Genomic DNA, 18,253 nt, shown 5'->3' with positions numbered 1-18,253 from the left:
TCGTGCTTCCTAGACGAATGAAAGAGGCGTACCCTGTCCCTATGTAGAGGAGGCTCCACCATGCAGCAACAACTTGCCAAAGAACTCACCTCTCTTGTGGACTGGTCGGTCACCGAGCTAGGACACGTGATTCGTGCAGAGCTGGGCACAGCAGCCTTCAATCGTATCGAAAAAATTCGCCGCTATGTAAAGTCACCTGCCAGCAATCATCTGCAGGGTCTGCTGAAACTAAAAATGCAATTGGAGAAACTCACCGACCAAGAGCGCTTTGCAATTGCCCACTCGTTCGCACTGATGCTGGAGCTTATCAATGCCTGCGAGTCTGCGTATCGCACCCATCGCCTGGAAGAGGAAAGCACCACTGCCATTGACAACGAACCACACTCTTACGGTCGCGTGATTCACGTTCTGACGGCGCACCCAACGGAATCGCGCAATAGCGATATGCTTTTTTACCTGCGTAAGATTCATGATCTTCTGGTGCAACGCCTGGCCGCAGGACAGGATTCGCAAACCCATCAACTGCATGCCTTGCTAAGAATGGCTTGGCACTTACCCATGTCCAAACAGCGAAAGCCCAGCGTGATGGACGAGGCTGAATATATTTACTCGTTGGTTTTGCAGGATAATGTTATCGAAATTTATCTGCAACAACGCCAAGAGCGACATCCCTTCTATATCCGCACCTGGGTCGGCGGAGACAAAGACGGCCATCCGGGCGTGAATGAAAAGACCATGCTGGGAAGCCTGGGGATGTCCCGCCTGCGTCTGCACCAATGGATAAGCCGGCAATTTTCTCAATACCTCTCAGAACTTTCCCCCTTGGTGCGCTCAGGACTAGAGCAGCGCAAACGCATCCAGACACTGCAGCGACATGCCCGGCAAGTAAAAGTCCACTTGGCAAAAGTCCGCCGAATTTCCGCTGGGGATGCCAGCCGCGTGCATCGCTTGACTGAGTCCTTGCAACAGCTTTCTCATGAACAAAGCCGCCTGTTTGGAGCCGAATCCGAGCAGCTCAACCGCATCCGCTACCTACTAAAGATCTTTCCCGGTCTGGTTGTCCCGCTGGAGCTTCGCGAAGACAGTTCCTTGGTTCACGAAGCCCTTGCTCACCCCAACAAGCGACCGAACATCACTCGTATGCTGCAGACCTTGGCGCGCCTCTGCCCCGATCACAGTCCACGGAACTATGTGCGAGGGTTCGTTCTAAGCCAATGCGAATCCGCGCAGGATATCGACGCTGGAGTCCGCTTAAGCTCAAGATTCCTCAAAGACTCCCGCCTTCCTATAGTTCCACTATTTGAAAGTTCGCACTCTTTAAAAAACTCCAAAGAAATCATCACCGAGTTTCTGGGAAAAGCCAAAAACGTGCAGCTGATTAAGAAGCACTGGTCGGCACAGATTGAGGTTATGCTGGGCTATTCGGATTCAGCCAAGGAAAATGGCTCTTTCCCATCCCGCTATCTGATTCAATCGGCAATCGGCACCTTGGAAAAAACCATTGAAGCTCACGGTCTGACACCGATTTTCTTCCATGGTTCCGGAGGCAGCATTGAGCGCGGTGGCGGGTCTATCCAAGAGCAAACCGAATGGTGGCCACTGTCGGCACTGAAAACTGTCAAGATGACCGTGCAAGGGGAAATGATTTATCGTAACTACAATTCCCCGGCCATTTTGCAAAGACAGTTGAGTCTTCTGGTAAAAAACCGTGATGCCCGTAAGAAGAAGCCCGCTATGCGAGGTTCTGCCAAGACGGAAAAAGCCCTGCGCACACTGGCTGACTCTGTACAAACCAGTTATCAGAATATTCTGAAGCAGGAAGACTTTTTGGAACTGATTGAAAAGGCCACTCCCTATTCCTTTATGAAGGACCTGCGTATGGGTTCACGCCCCTCAAAACGGCAGGGCCCGGTACAACTCAAGAGCCTGCGCGCAATCCCGTGGGTGCTGTGCTGGACCCAAACCCGGGCATTGTTCCCGACTTGGTGGGGACTGGGTGCCTTCTGGAAGAATCTAACCGCGACCGAGAAAAATCAATACCGCCGGGCTTTCAAAGAATCATCCATGTTCCGCACCTACATCAAGGCCGTCGGATTTACTTTAGAGAAAATCGAACTCGATGTGTTCTTTATGTATCTGCGCTCTTCAAAACTTTCCGCAAGCACTATCGCCAAATACGAAAAAAGCTTCCGCACTGAATATGTGGAAGCCATCAAATGTGTCCGGGAAATCACGGGAGAAAAAAGTCTGCTCTGGTACCGACCATGGCTGGAAACCAGCATCAGCCTGCGTTCACCGTTGATTCACCCACTGAATGTGCTGCAGTTGATTGCCCTTGAAAACAAAGACATCAAACTGCTGCGCGAGACAGTCACCGGTGTTGCCAGCGGTATGCTGACTACGGGGTGATTTTCAGCGAGTCCCGCAGCTTGCTTTGATCTACCAGCTTTTCAAGTTTGGCGCCAATTTCCTGATCCAACTTAGCAGCGCCATCAAGCAATCCTTCGGCCACAACCGGAATCTCGCTTTCGCCCAGCCCCAGATTGTTCAACTTGCCGGAAGAAATCACCTCTTGGGCCTGCTTTACGAAGAAGTTCGAACCGCCCTCGATCTGTGGGTTCAGGGACTTTAAATAGGCGTCCCAGCCGCCCTGGGCCTTGATCTGTTCGACAATCAGACGGTCACCTTCACCATTTTCGTTACTATTGAAGTCTGGCGCACCGACACCCCACTTCATGTAAGGGCTCAGGTACTGACCGACAAGTGAATCAATCGTTAGGAACAGATTCTTCTTTTCATTCTTATAAAGCTTTTCAGCAAGGGGGAAACTCGGTTCAAAACCTACATACACCATCTGTTTGTGTTCGTACTTATATCCAGCCTTTTTACCATAGCGAATACTTTCCAAGGACACATTCAAGGCCTTCTGTGCCGAGCTCAGAATCTCCTGCTTGGCCCCATAGAAGATGTTACCGTAAAGGTCGTGGCGCTGACAGCCCAGAACTTCCCGTCCCCCCAGTCCGGCCTCGAGGATATGCTCATCTGAACAGTAGGAGTTCTTAATCTTGTCTGATTCAATATCAGCATAAGCCCAGTCAATGGCCTTCTTATCATAAGAAAGAACATTGTTTTTGATATACCCACCAACCACAAGAGTCGGCCCATCCGTCGTATAGTCCATCACCGTGCTACTCAAAGCCACTGGCTTGGAGTTGTCACCCTTAATGGCTCTATCCACCGCATTTCTAATATCCAGATCAGATACCCCAGAAGAAGAAGTTCCGGCAAAGTTATGGCGTAGCCCCAGAACATGCCCCATCTCATGCGCGATCACATTGCGCACGGAATCTTCCTGTTCGATCAAGGGACGATCCACAACCAATCCGCACAAGTTTCCTTTTTTGAAAGAGAAGAAACCATTCACGACAGACTCATCACGCTTCTTAGTGAAGGTGGAGGTCATATACACATATCCACGGAAGGCTTCACCCGTCAGCGGATCCACTTGAGCATTGGCGTAAGCACCAAACCCTTCATCCCACTTGATCCAGCGAATGACGATGGATCGGTCCGTTTGCGGCTCTCCATCCTTGTAGCCGTATTCCACCTTGAGCACATCACGCCCCAAAACCCGATTCCAGTAAGTCACACCTTCGGTCACGGCATTTTTCATCTCTGTCGGGACATTCGCATCCAAAAGAACGCGGATGTCACCGTCTTCTGGAGCCATACTCCAGCGGGCAATCTGAGTCTTCATGTCGTTTTCAGCAACCCCGAAGGTGTTGTTGATGAAAAATCCAAAACGATTTTGGCTGTCGGAAGCTTTGGATTTGAAACTATCTTTCGCCACATAAGGCTTAATTTCAAAGAAGACAGTCTTGCTGCTTTCAACCTTTTCCGGTGCAGCCAGACCCATCATGGCGAACTTGTGCTGCTCTTCCTTCTTTTTTTCTCCGGCATAGGGGTTTTTGAAATTTTCAACCACCCGCACAACCTGCTTCATCAAGATAGAGTTATTGCGGATGGACAGAGAACTCACGAAAGAATCTTTGATGTCGAAGTGCGTTTCTTTCTTATTTTGCCCCATGAACTCGATGTCTTCGTAAGTTTGAGGAATCAGAATATCCATGGCAGTTTGATAGTTCATGGACAGGAAACCCTGGCCCATATCGAAGACCAGCTTGTCGGCCGTTTCTTCAACCACCGCGAAAGTTTGCAGGAGCTGATCTGCGGTGACTGATTCCACGTTGTTTTGAACAGTTTTATTGAAGACCGCAATACGGTCGCCGCTTCTTTCAAAAGAGATCAGCTGAGGCCGGAAAAAGCTCGGCGCCGCAGAACGGGATCCATCTATAACAGTGGGAACCAGCAGGAATAATTTCCCCAATGACGCCTTCTCAAAGGTCACCAGATTTTTACTGACCTGGGCACTGGATTCGATCTTGGCTGGAGGCAACGCCTCTTTAACGATGATCTTCTCAGTCTCCTTACTGCAGGCAACAAGAAGGGACGAGCACAAAAGCATGGCAACAGACGCACGACTCCAGGAATTCATGAATACTCCCAAATAAAATAGAACCCGGGAACACTGTCTAAAAACGAGACAATGAACCCAAAATTGAGTCTGAGCCAGAGCCCAAATCCAACACACAAGGTCCTAATTTTCAGGAAGACTAAGAAAGCAAGAAATGCTCCTGCTCAAACGCAGAAAACCTCGTGACCGAGGCGGCGTCGTTAAGTACCCCAGGAAGCCAGAAGTCTTCCTGGGTAGGTTGGTACCGAGAGGGAACGGAGGTACCCTCTCAGGTCAAATCCTTATAAACAATTCTAATATTAACCAATCAATCTTAGTGCAGAGTTCGGCATCGCATTGGCTTGAGCCAGTACTGATGTATTCGCCTGCAAAAGAACCTGGTTACGAGTGGACTCCGCCGTTGCTGCTGCAATATCTGTATCACGGATACGAGAGTTGGCTGCGGAGATATTCTCGTGTTGCACACCCAAGTTATCAACTGTGGACTGCAATCTGTTTTGAAGGGCACCGAGACTTGCGCGGAAACCATTCACTTGAGACTGCGCCTTATCCACTTGAGCCAGGGCGTCTTGCGCTCCCTCTTTGGAAGAGAAGTCGAAGCCTTCAATTCCTAAGCTGGACGTTGTTGCATCTGTTTCACCGGCGTTGAAGGAGATTCTGTCTGCTTCACCGTCATTATTGATACCTACCTGGAAGTCGAACTTGTCGCCGGAACCATCCAGAAGTTTTGTTGTACCGAATCTAGTCGTCTGAGTGATACGTTGTGCTTCATCTTTCAATTGCTGAACCTCTTTGTTCAGGAAGCCACGCTCTGTTTCACCGATAGTGTCAGAAGAAGCCTGAACACCCAATTCTCTCATACGAGTCAGGATGTTGGAGATCTCTGACAAACCACCCTCTGCCGTTTGAACCATGGAGATACCATCGTTCGCATTTCGGGAAGCCTGACCTAGAGAGCGAATTTGTGATTTCAAGTTTTCACTGATCGCCAAACCTGCTGCATCGTCTGCCGCTTTATTGATGCGGGAGCCAGATGCCAATTGTGACATTGATTTACTGATATCACGCTGAGAGTTCACCATTGTTCTCTGTGCATTGATCGCGGATACGTTCGTAGAAATTCTCATTCCCATTTGGGACCTCCATTAATTCGGCCGCCTTATACCTACTTAGGCTGACCTGTTGTACACGTTGGTGACTCAAACTTTCGTCGGGCTCTCTCAAGCGAATCTTCGTAAGGCAATCACTCCTTGCGGGTTCCTCGAGAGCTTCGACTTGGTTCTCGTCGTTGCTTCTGACATACCTTTCGGCGAGGTCTTAAAAGGCTTTAGTCGCGTCTAGCAGAACTGGACTATCATCCAGAAAAACCTGGACTAAGATCCTGAAAAACAGACCAAAACCCTGCATTTCTCAAGACCAAGGTCCAGCCCAACCCAACGTCCACCCCGACCAAGAAAAGGTGCCTGGTTGTTTTTTCTGGCTACAAAGCAGCAAAGTTCGTGAGCCGGACCTAAGAACTAATAGAAGAAGCATTCTCTGCGGCGATTTATTTGCTCGTCGCAGACATATGACTCGAAGAAAATTTGAAAATCATCCGGAGCTTCCCTATCACATCACCGCAAGATGCATTAATCGCGATTGGTTTTCTCAGGATCTTCCGCACGTGTGGGATATCACGACTCGCCATCTGTATTTCACTGCTCTGGCTTTTGATCTGCGGATTCACAGCTTCGTTTTGATGAGCAATCACTTCCATATGATAGTGCGATCTCCGCAAGCGAATCTGAGCGAAGCCATGCAGTACTTCATGCGTGCAACTGGAAATGATCTGCGCGAGATCAGTGGTCGAATCAATCAAACTTACGGCGGAAGATTCCATCGCAGCCTGATCACTCATCCACACCATTACGATCACGCTTATAAATATGTATATAGAAATCCGGTAGAGGCGGGACAGTGTGAAAGAGTGCAGGATTATCCTTACTCGACAATTCAAGCTTTGATGGGAAGAAAGATGGTGGAGGTTCCCGTGCTGGAAGACCCTCGCTGGGGCACGTGGGAAGACAGAGTGCAAACTTTGAGGTGGTTAAATTCAAAGCCTCACGAGGACAACTGGGAATCTGTACGCAAAGCTCTTAGGAAGGGAGTATTCGCTCTTCCTAAAATGGATAGTCGTTCTTCGCCCTTGGAGGATTGTGCGCTGTAGCCAGAAAAAACAACCAGGCACCTTTTCCTGAAAATCCCCGGGGACGGGTGTCCCCGGGGTGGGCTTAAGACGAGGAGTATATGTGGGCGACCCCTCTTCCCGAGAGAAACCTTATCCCAGAACAGGCTTCTCCCGACATCCGTAATTCGCGAATGTGAATCTTAAATATTTATGCTGATATAATTAGACCAACTTCATTGCTACTTGAGGCAACTGGTTGGCTTGCGCCAAGACCGACACCGCCGTATTTTGCAAAATACTTGCAGATGTCATTTCGGCCGTTTCTTTAGCCACGTCTGTGTCGCGGATACGAGAATTTGCCGCTGATAAGTTCTCATAGGACACATCAAGGTTACTCACTGCGGATTCCATTCGGGATTGCATCGCACCGAAGTTCGCTCGCATACCCGATACTTTTTCGATGGCCTTATCCACCGTTTCCAGTGAGTCTCGCGCATCGCCCCTGTCGGCCATCGCGATACTGTCGATACCCAGTGCACCTGATGTGGCATCGGCATCGAATTCAAATTTGATTACGTTATTCTCATCCGAGTAAGCGCCCACCTGGAACTCCATCGCTCCGGCAGAACCATCAAGCATTTTCTTTGTACCAAAGACTGTGGTCTTGGCAATACGATCTGCTTCTTGGATAAGTTGTTGAGTTTCTTTATTTAGGAACTCCCTCTCTGTGTCACTCACAGTATCGGAAGCTGCTTGTACGCCCAGCTCACGCAGGCGCACCAGAATGTTGGAGACCTCATTCAAGCCCCCTTCACTGACCTGAACAAATGAGATGGCATTGTTGGCGTTGTTTCGCGCCTGACCGATCCCCTTCAATTGTCCTTTGAAATTCTCAGAAATCGCCAAGCCAGCAGCGTCGTCCGCTGCATTTACGATACGGCTACCAGAGGCCAATGCCTGCGCGGCATGCTCTGCGCGTTTCTGTTGTTTGGATAGCACACGTTGTGCTGCAATAGATGCGGTGTTTGTTGCGATTCTTAAGCCCATAGAACCCCCCTTGGGATGAGAGACCCGAGCCGTTGGTTTTTTATGGAATCAAAATGATCGAAGGTAGCACCACTTACCTTTTGAACACCCGAAATCCGCCTACGTCCCGTGATCTGATTTGTTGTATTTCGTTCTTACTTAAATTTTTAAAAACAAAAATATGGTTGGAGCCGCCCCTCTAAGAAACGGTGATTGGTCGTTTCTTTCGAGGAGCTTGAGCTTCAAGAGGAGGTATCCTGATTTGATCTGGAGATCCTTTTTAGCTTGCCCAACGTGTACAACAAACTCTTCGGACCTAGGTCCTGAAAACTTTAGCCTAAGGTCTAGGATTTTTTTTGGTGATCTTGCTAGTACTTGATTTCACTGGATATTAAGGACCCAATTATTTTTGACCTAGGTCCAGTTCGGGCTCGACCTAGGGCTAAAAAACGATGATTTATCGAAGTGTTATGTTACAAACCTTCTGCGAACGACAGTACGTTAACGCCAGCAAAAGTCTGATCATTGAAGTTGTTTTTCACGTACTCCAGAAGAGGCACCTCAACAACAAACTGGGAACTTTTTTTGAAGCTCGCGTGACGGAAAATAATCTCTCCGTCTCTCTCAAAGAAAACTCCTTGATGAGAAATGTCGAGATCCGTGCCGATGGCATCTTTGACCTTCCAGTTTTTCCTCACAATATTGATGACGCCCGCTTTTGGAAAGCTCTTCAGCAATTCCGGCTTCGTGGTCATAATTTCTTTACTTAAGAAGTTAAGCTGCGACAGCTGAGGAACCAGTATTTGTGTCTTCGTCAGAATCGCACCGATTTTGGCGTCTCTATTGCCTTCGGTCAGAACCATGGATGCGGCCTGCTTTTCATACCATGCCCTCTTATCAATTAGCGTTTCCAGAGAGGTCACTTCTGTTTTACCGATATCAGCCGTTACATCCTTCAAAATACCGATCTTTTCAACGTTTGGATTCCAGTCCGCACTGGTAAAATGATTGCGGGATAAGAGACTGACCCGGCCGCCACTGTAGCGGATCGCATTCATATTCTTTTTGAAGTCCAGATCACTGCGTGACAACGACAGCGCTGTCACTGTTTCTACGAAGGTCGTACAGTCAAAGGCATCAAATCTATATAACGGATCATTATCGAAAGCAGACTGAGCTCCCTCTCCCAACGCCCCACCCAAATAAGGTCTGCCCAGGAAAAGACCGGAGAAATACTCTACACGCCGCTGGATGGACAGACGCTCTAACTTTTCAACGTTCGATTGGGTATATAGCTGCTGGAGATACAAATCGGTCCGGCTTTGGTCAAATTCAGCAAATGCAGGCTGAACAGCAAGCACTATAGAAATCGAAAAAAATGTGATTGCTCGGGCCATATTCATATACACCTCACAACCCCACCACGGGGGCCGCTTGGCATATAAGCAAAATTGGGGCTGGGAGCTACCGCCTCCTACAGGAGTTAGAGGCGAAAAGAGTGTGTATCAATTTGACACGGAGACGTTTTCAGACACCCCATCAACGATCTGCCCCTCGGCCAGAACGTCTTTTCTGAGGCCCGGATAGCCGCGGCGTTCCCTGGCTGCGGCAGCTTCGCTTTCCGTGGCCAGACGGTAGTGAATACGACTGCGGGGATCACCAAATCCCAGACGGGCCATCGGATTCTTTTTGTCTTTGTGATTCAAGAAGCCCGTAAAGAAATCAAAGCGATGACTGCCATTGATTCCTCCACCAGCATCCCGAATTACCAGAAAACCGTCATGGACTTCACCGTTGGGCATTGTCACGCCCACCAAGCGGGGCACATAGATCACGCCCCCGACCTTGTGAATTTTTAAGTCAGCGGCGACAGAAAAGTAAGGGTCAAGACAAACACTGCTGACCCCATACCCATAAGGGCACTTCTTCAGATCTGTGATAATAAAACGAGCCACACCTTCTTTGGTGGAGTGATAGTTATAGGAAGTCAGAACACCATCGTCTTCAACAAAGCAGGACCCTTGCATCAGACACGCACGATAATCCGAGTCACATAATGTCGCCAAGGTAACACCATCAGGCGACAGGATCTCACGTAGATGAGAAATCGCACACTTTGTTTTTCCGAGATGAATTGTCGGTTTGTAGTAGATTGTGGGCGTCATCCCGCCAGAGTCCGAAGTCGTCTTTGGCGCGGCACATGAAATCAATGTGGATGAAACAAAAAGGAGCGACAATAGCATTAGCACCGACTTCATGTATAAGCTCCTTTCGCCAAGGGCCAAGATATACCAAACCTTCGGTCTTTTGAGTGGAGCTCCGGATAAAATACAGCAAAGTAGTGAAAATCTTGCTGAGATGTCAAAACTTTAATCAAGGCGCCGCATGTACTTAAGCAAGTAGTCATCGACGATACGCTGATAGTTCACGTTAGCCAAAGCCTTGTTCAATTTATCGACTTTGGCTTTATTGTGAATGTTGAATGCAAAGAAATGGTCTTTATCCTGGACAATACGAGGGCTGACCGAAACACGCCCGGCCAATTTGGGGTGAGTAACGTGCATTAAGTACCGCGCATTATTAATATCCATCAACGCGCCATCAAGCTGCCCCAACGCCACCTTGCGGAGGTTGGTATCGTCACTTTTCACGGCCTCCACCTTCAGTATTTTCTCTTTCACCAAACGGTTGAACTCAACCGTATTGCCATAGCCCTCAGTAATACCAATCTTTTTCCCTTTAAGATCGCTGAGCTTGGACCATACCAATGGTTTAGACCGCTGTTGAATGATGCCTAACGGAGATCTAAAAAGTAAATGTGAAGGGCTGAAGCCAGGACGAAAAGTCTCGGGCCACACTGGAAAGAAGCCCACTACCTCGGGACGCTCGCCTCTTTTAATGGCCTGAGTCCAAGGGTAGAAGACAAATTCGACACTCACTCCGACCGTCTTCAAGGTGTCTTTTAATGCCTTGGCGGCAGCCCCGTTCTCAGGACACCGAGAGCATGTAAAGGGAGGCCACTCCAGCGTCGTCACAACCCAACGTTCCGCCGCCAGTGCCGATAGGGAAAATATCTGAATGGCGAGAGCTAAAACAGCGCCTTTGATTACACTCATTTAACCTCTCCTCCAAATGCCTAGTTTCCTCGTTTTTTGTAACTCGCTCATTGCTCATCGAACACCTATACGATATCACTAAAAATGCATAGGCTAATCAAAAAGCATGACGTTACGTTTAAGAATTTTTTTATTCAATCTCATATCGGTCTTTCTTGCGACATTTGTTGTTGCTTTGATTGGCCTCAAGATCGTGGAATCCACCGTCATCGACAGCACCTATGAAAGACTCACTCAAATTCGCATTAGCAAAACCAGCGCTATCGAGTCCTATTTCCGAGACCTACAAACTGCCATAAATCTTATTTCCTCCCATGAATTGACGGACGATCTTCTGCGCGACAAGAGCATGAGCAGCCACCCGGAGTTCCGTCGGCTTCTGGACAACTATGTCCTGGACTTCAATATCTATGACATGGCCTTGGTAAATACGAACGGCACCGTCGTCTATACCACACGCAAAGATATCGAAGATGGGATCTCTGTCTTTACGGGAATGCCCCCGGGAGCCAAGCTCAAGGACGTTTACACTTGGGGAGTGAAAGCCCAAGAGGGCTCGACCTTGTTCCTGGACTTCGACAAAGATGCGCTGAATCCCAATTCAGCCACAGGTTTCGTCGCCTCCCCTATCTATCGGGATGGCAAGGCCACAGGGGTTCTAGTACTGAAAATTTCCATCTCTGAGATCGACCGTATCACCAGTGACAACTATGCCTGGCCAACCCATGGAATGGGGCAAACCGGGGAAACTCTGATTTACGGCGAAGACTGGAGCTTGCGCAACACCGGGCGCTTCCGTGTCGAAGACGGTGCCCAGGGTGAAGCCGGTCAGCTGGAAGCCGAGGTCCTATCCTCCAACCGCGGTGACGAAGATATCAAGAAGATTGAAAACCTCAGCGAAGTCCGCGAACTGGGTACCGACTATCGAAATCAGAAGGTCATTCGTTCTATCGGCAAGATCTATCTGCCTAATGGTGAGTTGTGGTACATCCAGACCAAGATCGATGAAAGCGAGGCCTTTGCCGTCCTGGATCGCATTGCCATCGCCTCCAGTGCTGCCGCAGTTCTGATCTTTATTCTGTTCTTTTTTGCAACCTTTGCCGCTACCGGAAAAGTGGTCGAGCCCATTCAGCTTCTGACTGATCGCTTGGAAAAACTGGGCACCAGTAACCTGACTCAGAAAATCAACTATCATTCCCGCGATGAAATCGGTCTTCTGGTTAGCAAATACAATCAACTGGCGGACCGCCTGGAAACCACGACCGTTTCCAAAGAATTCCTGGACAGCGTGATCCAATCCATCAAATCCTTCCTTTTCATCGTCAAAGTGAGCCACCACGAAGACTGGCGTCAGTCTTCGTACACGATTTCTCAAGCCAATGAATCCGCGCTCAAATTTCTGGGCTATTCTTTCAATCAGATCTCGCAGGTGGACTTAAGAAAACTGATCCATGCCCAGGACGAATTCAACAACTACACCTGGCTGCTGCAAACCCGCCACAGTATCGAAGCCGAGATCATTGCTCAAGACGGACGCCGCCTGCCGATCCTGATGAACTGGACAGCCCTTCCAAATCGCACCAGCAAAGACCTGACATTTGTGTTTGTCTGTACCGACATCACCGATCGTATCACCGCCGAACAAGCCCTGATTGAAGCCCGCGAACAGGCCGTCAAAGCTTCGCAAGCCAAGTCTGAATTCCTGGCACGCATGAGTCATGAAATCCGCACACCATTGAATGCGATCATCGGGATCACCGACATTCTGACAGAATCCGATCTGAAAGCCGAACAAGAGCAACTGGTCAAAGTCTGCGCCAATGCCGGAGAAAACCTGCTGGCTCTTATTAACGACATTCTGGATATTTCCAAGATCGAGGCCCGCGAAGTGCGTTTGGAAAAAATCGCCTTCGACCTGGAATCCACGACAACCAACATCTGCGATATTCTGAAACAAAAGGCGACAGAAAAAAATCTGCATTTCAGCCTGACGATGAACCTGCCGAAAGACCGCTCCCCCTTGGTCGTGGGTGATCCGACCCGTCTGCGACAGATCCTGTTCAACCTGATTGGCAATGCCATCAAGTTCACACAAAAAGGCAGTATTTCAGTTCATGTGGATTTTGAAGGAAATCTGCATAAATTTGTGCGCTTCTCTATCAAAGACACTGGCACCGGAATTCCCGAAGACAAACAACACCTGCTATTCCAAAGCTTCGTTCAAGCCGATAGCTCCATCACCCGCAAGTATGGTGGCAGCGGACTGGGACTGACCATTTCAAAAAATCTGGTTGAGCTGATGGGCGGCCGTATCTGGTTCCAAAGTGAAGAAAGCAAAGGAAGTTCCTTCCACTTTACAATTCCTTATATTCCCACTGAAGGCGGGTTAGAGCTGGCAAGCTCCGAAGTTCCAACAGGTGGTGGTGAGCTGTCCTCGACGCGTTCTGAAGAGCCTTTGCTGACTCGCACGGCCCGCATTTTGGTGGTGGATGATACGGAAGACAATCGCTTCTTGTTACTGACCTACTTAAAGAAACTTCCGTTTGAGGTTGTTCAGGCCGAAAACGGCAAAGATGCCGTTGATAAAGTTCTGGCCGAACCATTTGATCTGATTCTGATGGACATCCAAATGCCCATTATGGACGGCTATGCTGCCACCAGAAAAATCCGCGAATGGGAACAACAGAACAGCGCCAAAGCCACTCCTATTATCGCCGTAAGCGCCAATGCCATGGCCGAAGATGTTCAAAAGTCTTTGGATGTGGGATGTTCTGAGCATATGACCAAGCCGATTAAAAAATCAGCCCTGCTTGAAATGATCCAGCGCTATATCGGCTAACCTTCCACAAGTTTTCCGTTACGAATTGTTGTGATTTTATTAGCCATCACTTCAACATCACGCTGATCGTGCGTCACAAGCAACGTGGGAATCTTTTCCTGTTCAATCACATTCTTAACCAACTTACGGCTTTCTTCGCGCAACTCCTGATCCAAAGCGGAAAAAGGTTCGTCCAACAGAAGCAGGCGCGGTTCACCCATAATCGCGCGCGAGATCGCCACCCGTTGTTTTTCACCACCTGACAAAACCGAGGCCGGTCTTTGCAGGAAGGACTCCATTTTCAGGATCCCCACAAGCTCTTTCATTCTGGCGCGAGCCTTGGCGAGCTCTACATTGCGGGCCCGGGCCGCAAACATCATATTTTCTTCTGCCGTCAAATGCGGGAACAAATCCAACGTCTGAAATACCACGCCCAAACGACGATCCGGCGTTTTCAAGCGCGCAAGATCAACCCCCTGATAGATCCACTTCATGCCTGGGCAATCTTCCAGCCCCAACAGAATACGAAAGACCGACGTCTTTCCAGAGCCCGAAGGCCCCCACAACACAGTGACCCCTTCATCCAGGATCTCCCATTGATCTATGGACAATTTGAAGTCGCCATAATCACGGTGCAAATTTTCGACTAAGGACACGGCTTCCTCCCACACAAACCAGGAAACAAATCAATCCAGCAACAACAATAAGACTGCTCAACACGATGGCCTGATTCAGGCGATAACCGGACATCAGCGTTTCGGTCATCATGGCAATACTCAAATCACGATGAGCCAGAATTCGCGACACAGCAAAATCACCACACGCCCAGATCGAGGCAATGCCTGCAAGTAAACCCGCGCGGCGGGACAACTGCGGGAACAGGATCTCTCGGAAAATCTGAGTGGCCGAAGCCCCCATGGAATAAGCCACGGTCATCTGATTTTGCAAAGCATGAAGCTCGGAATCCCAGCCCATACGAAACAGACTGTTTAGACTTAACGCGGTCAACGCCAATGGAATTTTGATGAATGGATAAAGGCCTTCATTGGGGCCCAAAATAAGCAGACAGAAACAAGCCAATGAAGTTGATGGAGCCACATAGCCATTCAGGAATCTTGCAAACCATTTTTTTGGCCAGCAATAGGCAATCCACATCAGGCCCACATAACAAAGAAGTCCAACCGACAACCCGAGAACAATACTGCCCAAAAAATTCCAAATCAGAGCCGACTGTAATTCATAGAAGGTGGAGATCATGGCCAGGCCAGAAACAAATCCTTGGGCATAGCCAAACAAGTACACAAAAGAAAGGAGTCCAATCACCATCAGCCCGGAGTAGCTACCCAATAATTTCAGATTTGCGGGTCGGTGTTGCGCAGTCCCTTTGCCCCGGCTGGCTATAAAGGACAAAGCAAAAATAAAGACCGACTGCAGGAAGGCCAGCAAAACTGCATCCCCCCACTGACTGGACAGGCGGATCTTTTCATAGATCAGAACTTCTACTGTGGTTCCACGCCCCCCACCGACGATCAAAGGCACGGCAAAGCTGCCAAAACAAACCACAAAGATAAATAGTCCCAACAACCATATATCTTTCTTCAACATCGGCAGTAATCCCTGGCGCAGGAATCTCCAGCGGCTGGAGCCTTCGACATAAGCCAGCTCAATGATTCCACCCAGTTTGGTTTCAATGGTCGAAGCCAATAGCACCGCCGCCAGTCCGAAATTCATCAAACTGTGGATAATAACAATTCCGGCAATTCCCATCGGGAATGGATCAATCACACTTAAAGCTGACAGAAGAATAAAAATCGGCGGCAGGAAGTTCGGCAGAAGACATAAAAGCTCCAACACAAACCGCAAGCGACGCGTCCGGGGCGAGTTCAAAGCCAAAAGCCCCAAAGCCACCCAAAAACCTATCAATAAAGAAAATACCGCAGACAGAGCGGCCTGCAGGAAGCTGTTCTTAAAGGCCCAGGTCAGCTCGCCCATATCGGGCCAGCTTGTCACCTGGAACTGCGTCAGCAGAAAGAGAAAGGGAAAGATCAGGAATAGAACCAGTCCAATCCTGAGCATTTGACGAAGATTCAATTGAGTTCGCCCCGACGAATTTCCGTCCAGCGGCGCAGAAGACGATCCACTTCTGTGGCAGAAAGAATCTCAACCTGCTGAAGTGTCTTTACATTCATCAATGCCGCAAAAGGAGTGTTTTCCATCACGCCCTTCATCACCGGGAACATATAGTTCTTTTCCATGATGATCTTCTGCCCTTCAGGCGACAGCATCAAATTCACGAACTGCTCAGCCAGATCACAGTGACGGCAGAAATCCGGAATACCCACGAACTCGAACTGCACCGGCAACGCCTCTGTAAATGGCAATGCCAGATAGTCTTTATTCTTTTCTTCAGTTTCATGATACAGCGGCGAAGTCACATAAGAATAAACCAACTTGGTCTGCTTGTTGGTGAAAAGACCATAAGCCGTGGACCAGGTCGGAGAGAAACTATGAATCTGCGACATCAGCTTTTGCAGATAGCGGAAGCCCTCTTCCTCGCCCTTGGAGCGAATCACCCAATACAAAAACTGCATTCCCGGTGAACTGGTGCGCGGATCCTGCAAAGCGATTTTTTTCGCTAGCTCCGGCGCCAGTAAGTCATCCAACGAGCCCGGCATGTGCACCAGCTCCCCACGGCGAGCCACGAATGTTAAAGCCCCCCAGTCATAAGGAACAAAATAGCTGTTCGCCAGGGCGGGTTTTACAGAATCATACACATCCAGTTGTCCCAAGCTCAGCTTGCGCCAAGGCTGTTCAGCAGTCGCTTTGGAAAGATCAAATTGATCCAATCCCACAACAACATCAGCCCCCAGGCTTTCACCTTCGATTTTCAAACGCTGTAACAAGATGCCTGAATCACTGCCTTCAATAAATTCAACTTTGCATTTGCAGGTCTTTTCAAAAAGTTCCTTCAACAGGGGGCCCGGCCCCCAACGGCCGGTAAAGGACGCATAACCAAACACCCGCACCGTCGGCAAAGAACTGGATGGCGCGGCATTGTCCGTGCGATTTAAAACCGCCAGAAATAATGTCAGAAATACGACTGCGATATAAAGAACAAAGTGCTTCACGATTTACCACCAAAGCCCGCGACGGCGCTTGTAGAAGTAATAATCAAACCCCAGACAACGACCTGCTCCGACCCAAGCCAGAATCAGGTGAATCGCCAGGAAGGTTTTATACAAGTCTTCAGAAGCCGGGCCGGAAACGAAGAGCATTGTCACACACAACAGCACTCCCAACAAAGCCACCGGACGCACGACATAGCCAACGATATAAGAAATCGCGATCGCGAACTCCAGGCCCAAAACGATAAAAGCCACCGTCTGCCAATTTGGAATCATCGTGCTGCTGGCAAAAATTTTGAACCAGTTCGGCGCATGACTGGCTGGCAGCCACTCCGCCATCTGGTCTGCGATACGCGGACGAGTCAGATAGTCACCGCGATATTTCAAAAGTGCATGCTCCAGGTAGTAATAACCCAGGAAGATTCTGAGGAAAGAAATCGGCAGAAGATGACCAACGTATTTAACGCTCTCAAAGAATGAAACTAACATGAAGACATTGTGAACTAGACACCCTTCTTAGGGCAAGTTTCCTCGAGAAAGCAATGACTGCATGCAGGTTTTCTCGCCTTACAGACAGCTCGACCATGAGAAATCAGATAATGCGACAACATGATCCAATCTTCCTGAGGCACCAGTTTTGACAGTTGGCGTTCGATCATCACAGCGTTGTCCGTTTTGACCCAACCCAAACGGTTTGATAAACGGGTCACGTGAGTGTCCACGACAATCCCGCTGGGAATCCCATAGGCATTGCCCAGAACAACGTTCGCTGTTTTGCGCCCCACCCCTGCCAGCTCGACCAAAGCCTCGAGATCCTGGGGGACTTCGCCTTTATGCTTTTCAACCAAAGCCGTTGCACAGGCCTTCAGATTTTTGGCCTTATTTTTAAAAAATCCGGTGGAACGGATGATTTCTTCGATGGACTCAACCGGAGCCTTCGCCATCGCCTTCGGTGTCGGGTATTTTTTGAATAAATGCGGGGTCACCATGTTCACCCGTTCATCTGTACACTGGGCGGATAAAATGGTCGCAACAAGAAGCTCAAAGGGGTTTGTATAGTTTAAAGCACAATGAGCGTCAGGGTAATATCTTTTGAGAAGTTCAATAGTTGCAAGAACTGAGGCCTGCTTGGCAGAAACCTTCTTACTACTCGCCATCGTTCCCGATGGCTTCAACTGGACAACCTTCCATCGCCTCTTTGCACAAAGCTTCTTCTTCCGGGGTTTCCGGCTGTTTTGCCACGAAAGCGTGACCATCTTCTTCGTGCATGGAGAAGTTCTTCGGAGCCGTCAGAACACAAGCATCGCAGGCAATACAAGACTGATCCACGAACATTTTGCCGGGCTTATTATCTTTCCAACTCTGACCTTTATCTGCCATTGCAATCTCCTTAGGGTGCCAAGCCGCCTTAATATAAGCCTTTTGCCCTTGATGTCAAATCCCCTTCCCGACTTGGGTCGCATTTTT

15 protein-coding genes are annotated in these 18,253 nt (G+C 49.0%); 3 read left to right on the top strand and 12 right to left on the bottom strand.

What is annotated here, in order from left to right; all coding sequences use genetic code 11:
* Nucleotides 1–60 precede the first annotated feature (60 nt).
* Nucleotides 61–2,409, top strand: a complete 2,349-nt coding sequence (locus ACES2G_RS02675; protein WP_374001251.1) for a phosphoenolpyruvate carboxylase — start codon at nt 61–63, stop codon at nt 2,407–2,409.
* Here ACES2G_RS02675 and ACES2G_RS02670 read toward each other — a convergent pair.
* Both ACES2G_RS02670 and ACES2G_RS02665 read right to left on the bottom strand, forming a co-directional pair.
* On the bottom strand, nt 2,399–4,555 hold the full coding sequence (locus ACES2G_RS02670) for a zinc-dependent metalloprotease (RefSeq protein ID WP_374001250.1): 2,157 nt from the start codon (nt 4,553–4,555) through the stop codon (nt 2,399–2,401). The two genes, ACES2G_RS02675 and ACES2G_RS02670, sit on opposite strands and share 11 nt — an antisense overlap.
* A gap of 278 nt (nt 4,556–4,833) precedes the next feature.
* Entirely contained in the window at nt 4,834–5,667 is an 834-nt protein-coding gene (locus tag ACES2G_RS02665; RefSeq protein WP_347356210.1) for a flagellin, read from the bottom strand.
* 434 nt (nt 5,668–6,101) lie between these two features.
* Here ACES2G_RS02665 and ACES2G_RS02660 point away from each other — a divergent pair, with 434 nt between their 5' ends.
* The gene (locus tag ACES2G_RS02660) at nt 6,102–6,740 is read left to right on the top strand and encodes a transposase (protein ID WP_347356209.1); all 639 of its coding nucleotides are present in this window, start codon (nt 6,102–6,104) and stop codon (nt 6,738–6,740) included.
* 183 nt (nt 6,741–6,923) lie between these two features.
* On the opposite strand, the gene ACES2G_RS02655 is transcribed toward ACES2G_RS02660, so the two are convergent.
* The 4 genes from ACES2G_RS02655 to ACES2G_RS02640 all read right to left on the bottom strand — a co-directional run bounded on the left by ACES2G_RS02655 (nt 6,924) and on the right by ACES2G_RS02640 (nt 10,843).
* A complete protein-coding gene (locus ACES2G_RS02655; protein ID WP_347356207.1) occupies nt 6,924–7,748 on the bottom strand; it encodes a flagellin in 825 nt (274 codons plus the stop codon).
* Between the two features lie 452 nt (nt 7,749–8,200).
* Nucleotides 8,201–9,130 (bottom strand): N-acetylmuramoyl-L-alanine amidase-like domain-containing protein, encoded by a 930-nt coding sequence (locus ACES2G_RS02650; RefSeq protein WP_374001249.1) that lies wholly within the window; start codon nt 9,128–9,130, stop codon nt 8,201–8,203.
* Between the two features lie 102 nt (nt 9,131–9,232).
* On the bottom strand, nt 9,233–9,985 hold the full coding sequence (locus tag ACES2G_RS02645; RefSeq protein ID WP_374001248.1) for a 3D domain-containing protein: 753 nt from the start codon (nt 9,983–9,985) through the stop codon (nt 9,233–9,235).
* A gap of 111 nt (nt 9,986–10,096) precedes the next feature.
* Nucleotides 10,097–10,843 (bottom strand): substrate-binding periplasmic protein, encoded by a 747-nt coding sequence (locus tag ACES2G_RS02640; RefSeq protein ID WP_374001247.1) that lies wholly within the window; start codon nt 10,841–10,843, stop codon nt 10,097–10,099.
* A gap of 106 nt (nt 10,844–10,949) precedes the next feature.
* Here ACES2G_RS02640 and ACES2G_RS02635 point away from each other — a divergent pair, with 106 nt between their 5' ends.
* Nucleotides 10,950–13,682, top strand: a complete 2,733-nt coding sequence (locus ACES2G_RS02635; protein WP_374001246.1) for an ATP-binding protein — start codon at nt 10,950–10,952, stop codon at nt 13,680–13,682.
* Here the strand turns inward: ACES2G_RS02635 and ACES2G_RS02630 are convergent.
* From ACES2G_RS02630 to ACES2G_RS02605, 6 genes are read right to left on the bottom strand one after another with little or no spacing between them, the layout of a single operon-like run.
* Nucleotides 13,679–14,317 (bottom strand): ATP-binding cassette domain-containing protein, encoded by a 639-nt coding sequence (locus ACES2G_RS02630; protein ID WP_374001245.1) that lies wholly within the window; start codon nt 14,315–14,317, stop codon nt 13,679–13,681. The two genes, ACES2G_RS02635 and ACES2G_RS02630, sit on opposite strands and share 4 nt — an antisense overlap.
* Nucleotides 14,289–15,737: an ABC transporter permease gene (locus ACES2G_RS02625; RefSeq protein WP_374001244.1), complete on the bottom strand. Its 1,449-nt coding sequence runs from the start codon at nt 15,735–15,737 to the stop codon at nt 14,289–14,291. Before ACES2G_RS02625 ends, ACES2G_RS02630 begins: the two co-directional genes overlap by 29 nt.
* An 11-nt stretch (nt 15,738–15,748) precedes the next feature.
* Nucleotides 15,749–16,789, bottom strand: a complete 1,041-nt coding sequence (locus ACES2G_RS02620) for a thiamine ABC transporter substrate-binding protein (RefSeq protein ID WP_374001243.1) — start codon at nt 16,787–16,789, stop codon at nt 15,749–15,751.
* Between the two features lie 3 nt (nt 16,790–16,792).
* Nucleotides 16,793–17,275: a DoxX family membrane protein gene (locus ACES2G_RS02615; protein ID WP_347356192.1), complete on the bottom strand. Its 483-nt coding sequence runs from the start codon at nt 17,273–17,275 to the stop codon at nt 16,793–16,795.
* A gap of 14 nt (nt 17,276–17,289) precedes the next feature.
* Nucleotides 17,290–17,943: an endonuclease III gene (nth, locus tag ACES2G_RS02610; protein WP_347356191.1), complete on the bottom strand. Its 654-nt coding sequence runs from the start codon at nt 17,941–17,943 to the stop codon at nt 17,290–17,292.
* Nucleotides 17,933–18,166, bottom strand: a complete 234-nt coding sequence (locus tag ACES2G_RS02605) for a ferredoxin (RefSeq protein WP_347356189.1) — start codon at nt 18,164–18,166, stop codon at nt 17,933–17,935. Before ACES2G_RS02605 ends, nth begins: the two co-directional genes overlap by 11 nt.
* Nucleotides 18,167–18,253 lie beyond the last annotated feature (87 nt).

Origin of the sequence: Bdellovibrio bacteriovorus (assembly GCF_041888015.1) — a bacterium.
Taxonomy (GTDB): domain Bacteria; phylum Bdellovibrionota; class Bdellovibrionia; order Bdellovibrionales; family Bdellovibrionaceae; genus Bdellovibrio.
Note: the sequence above shows the minus strand (reverse complement) of the source record. Positions and strands in the feature narration are given on the sequence as shown.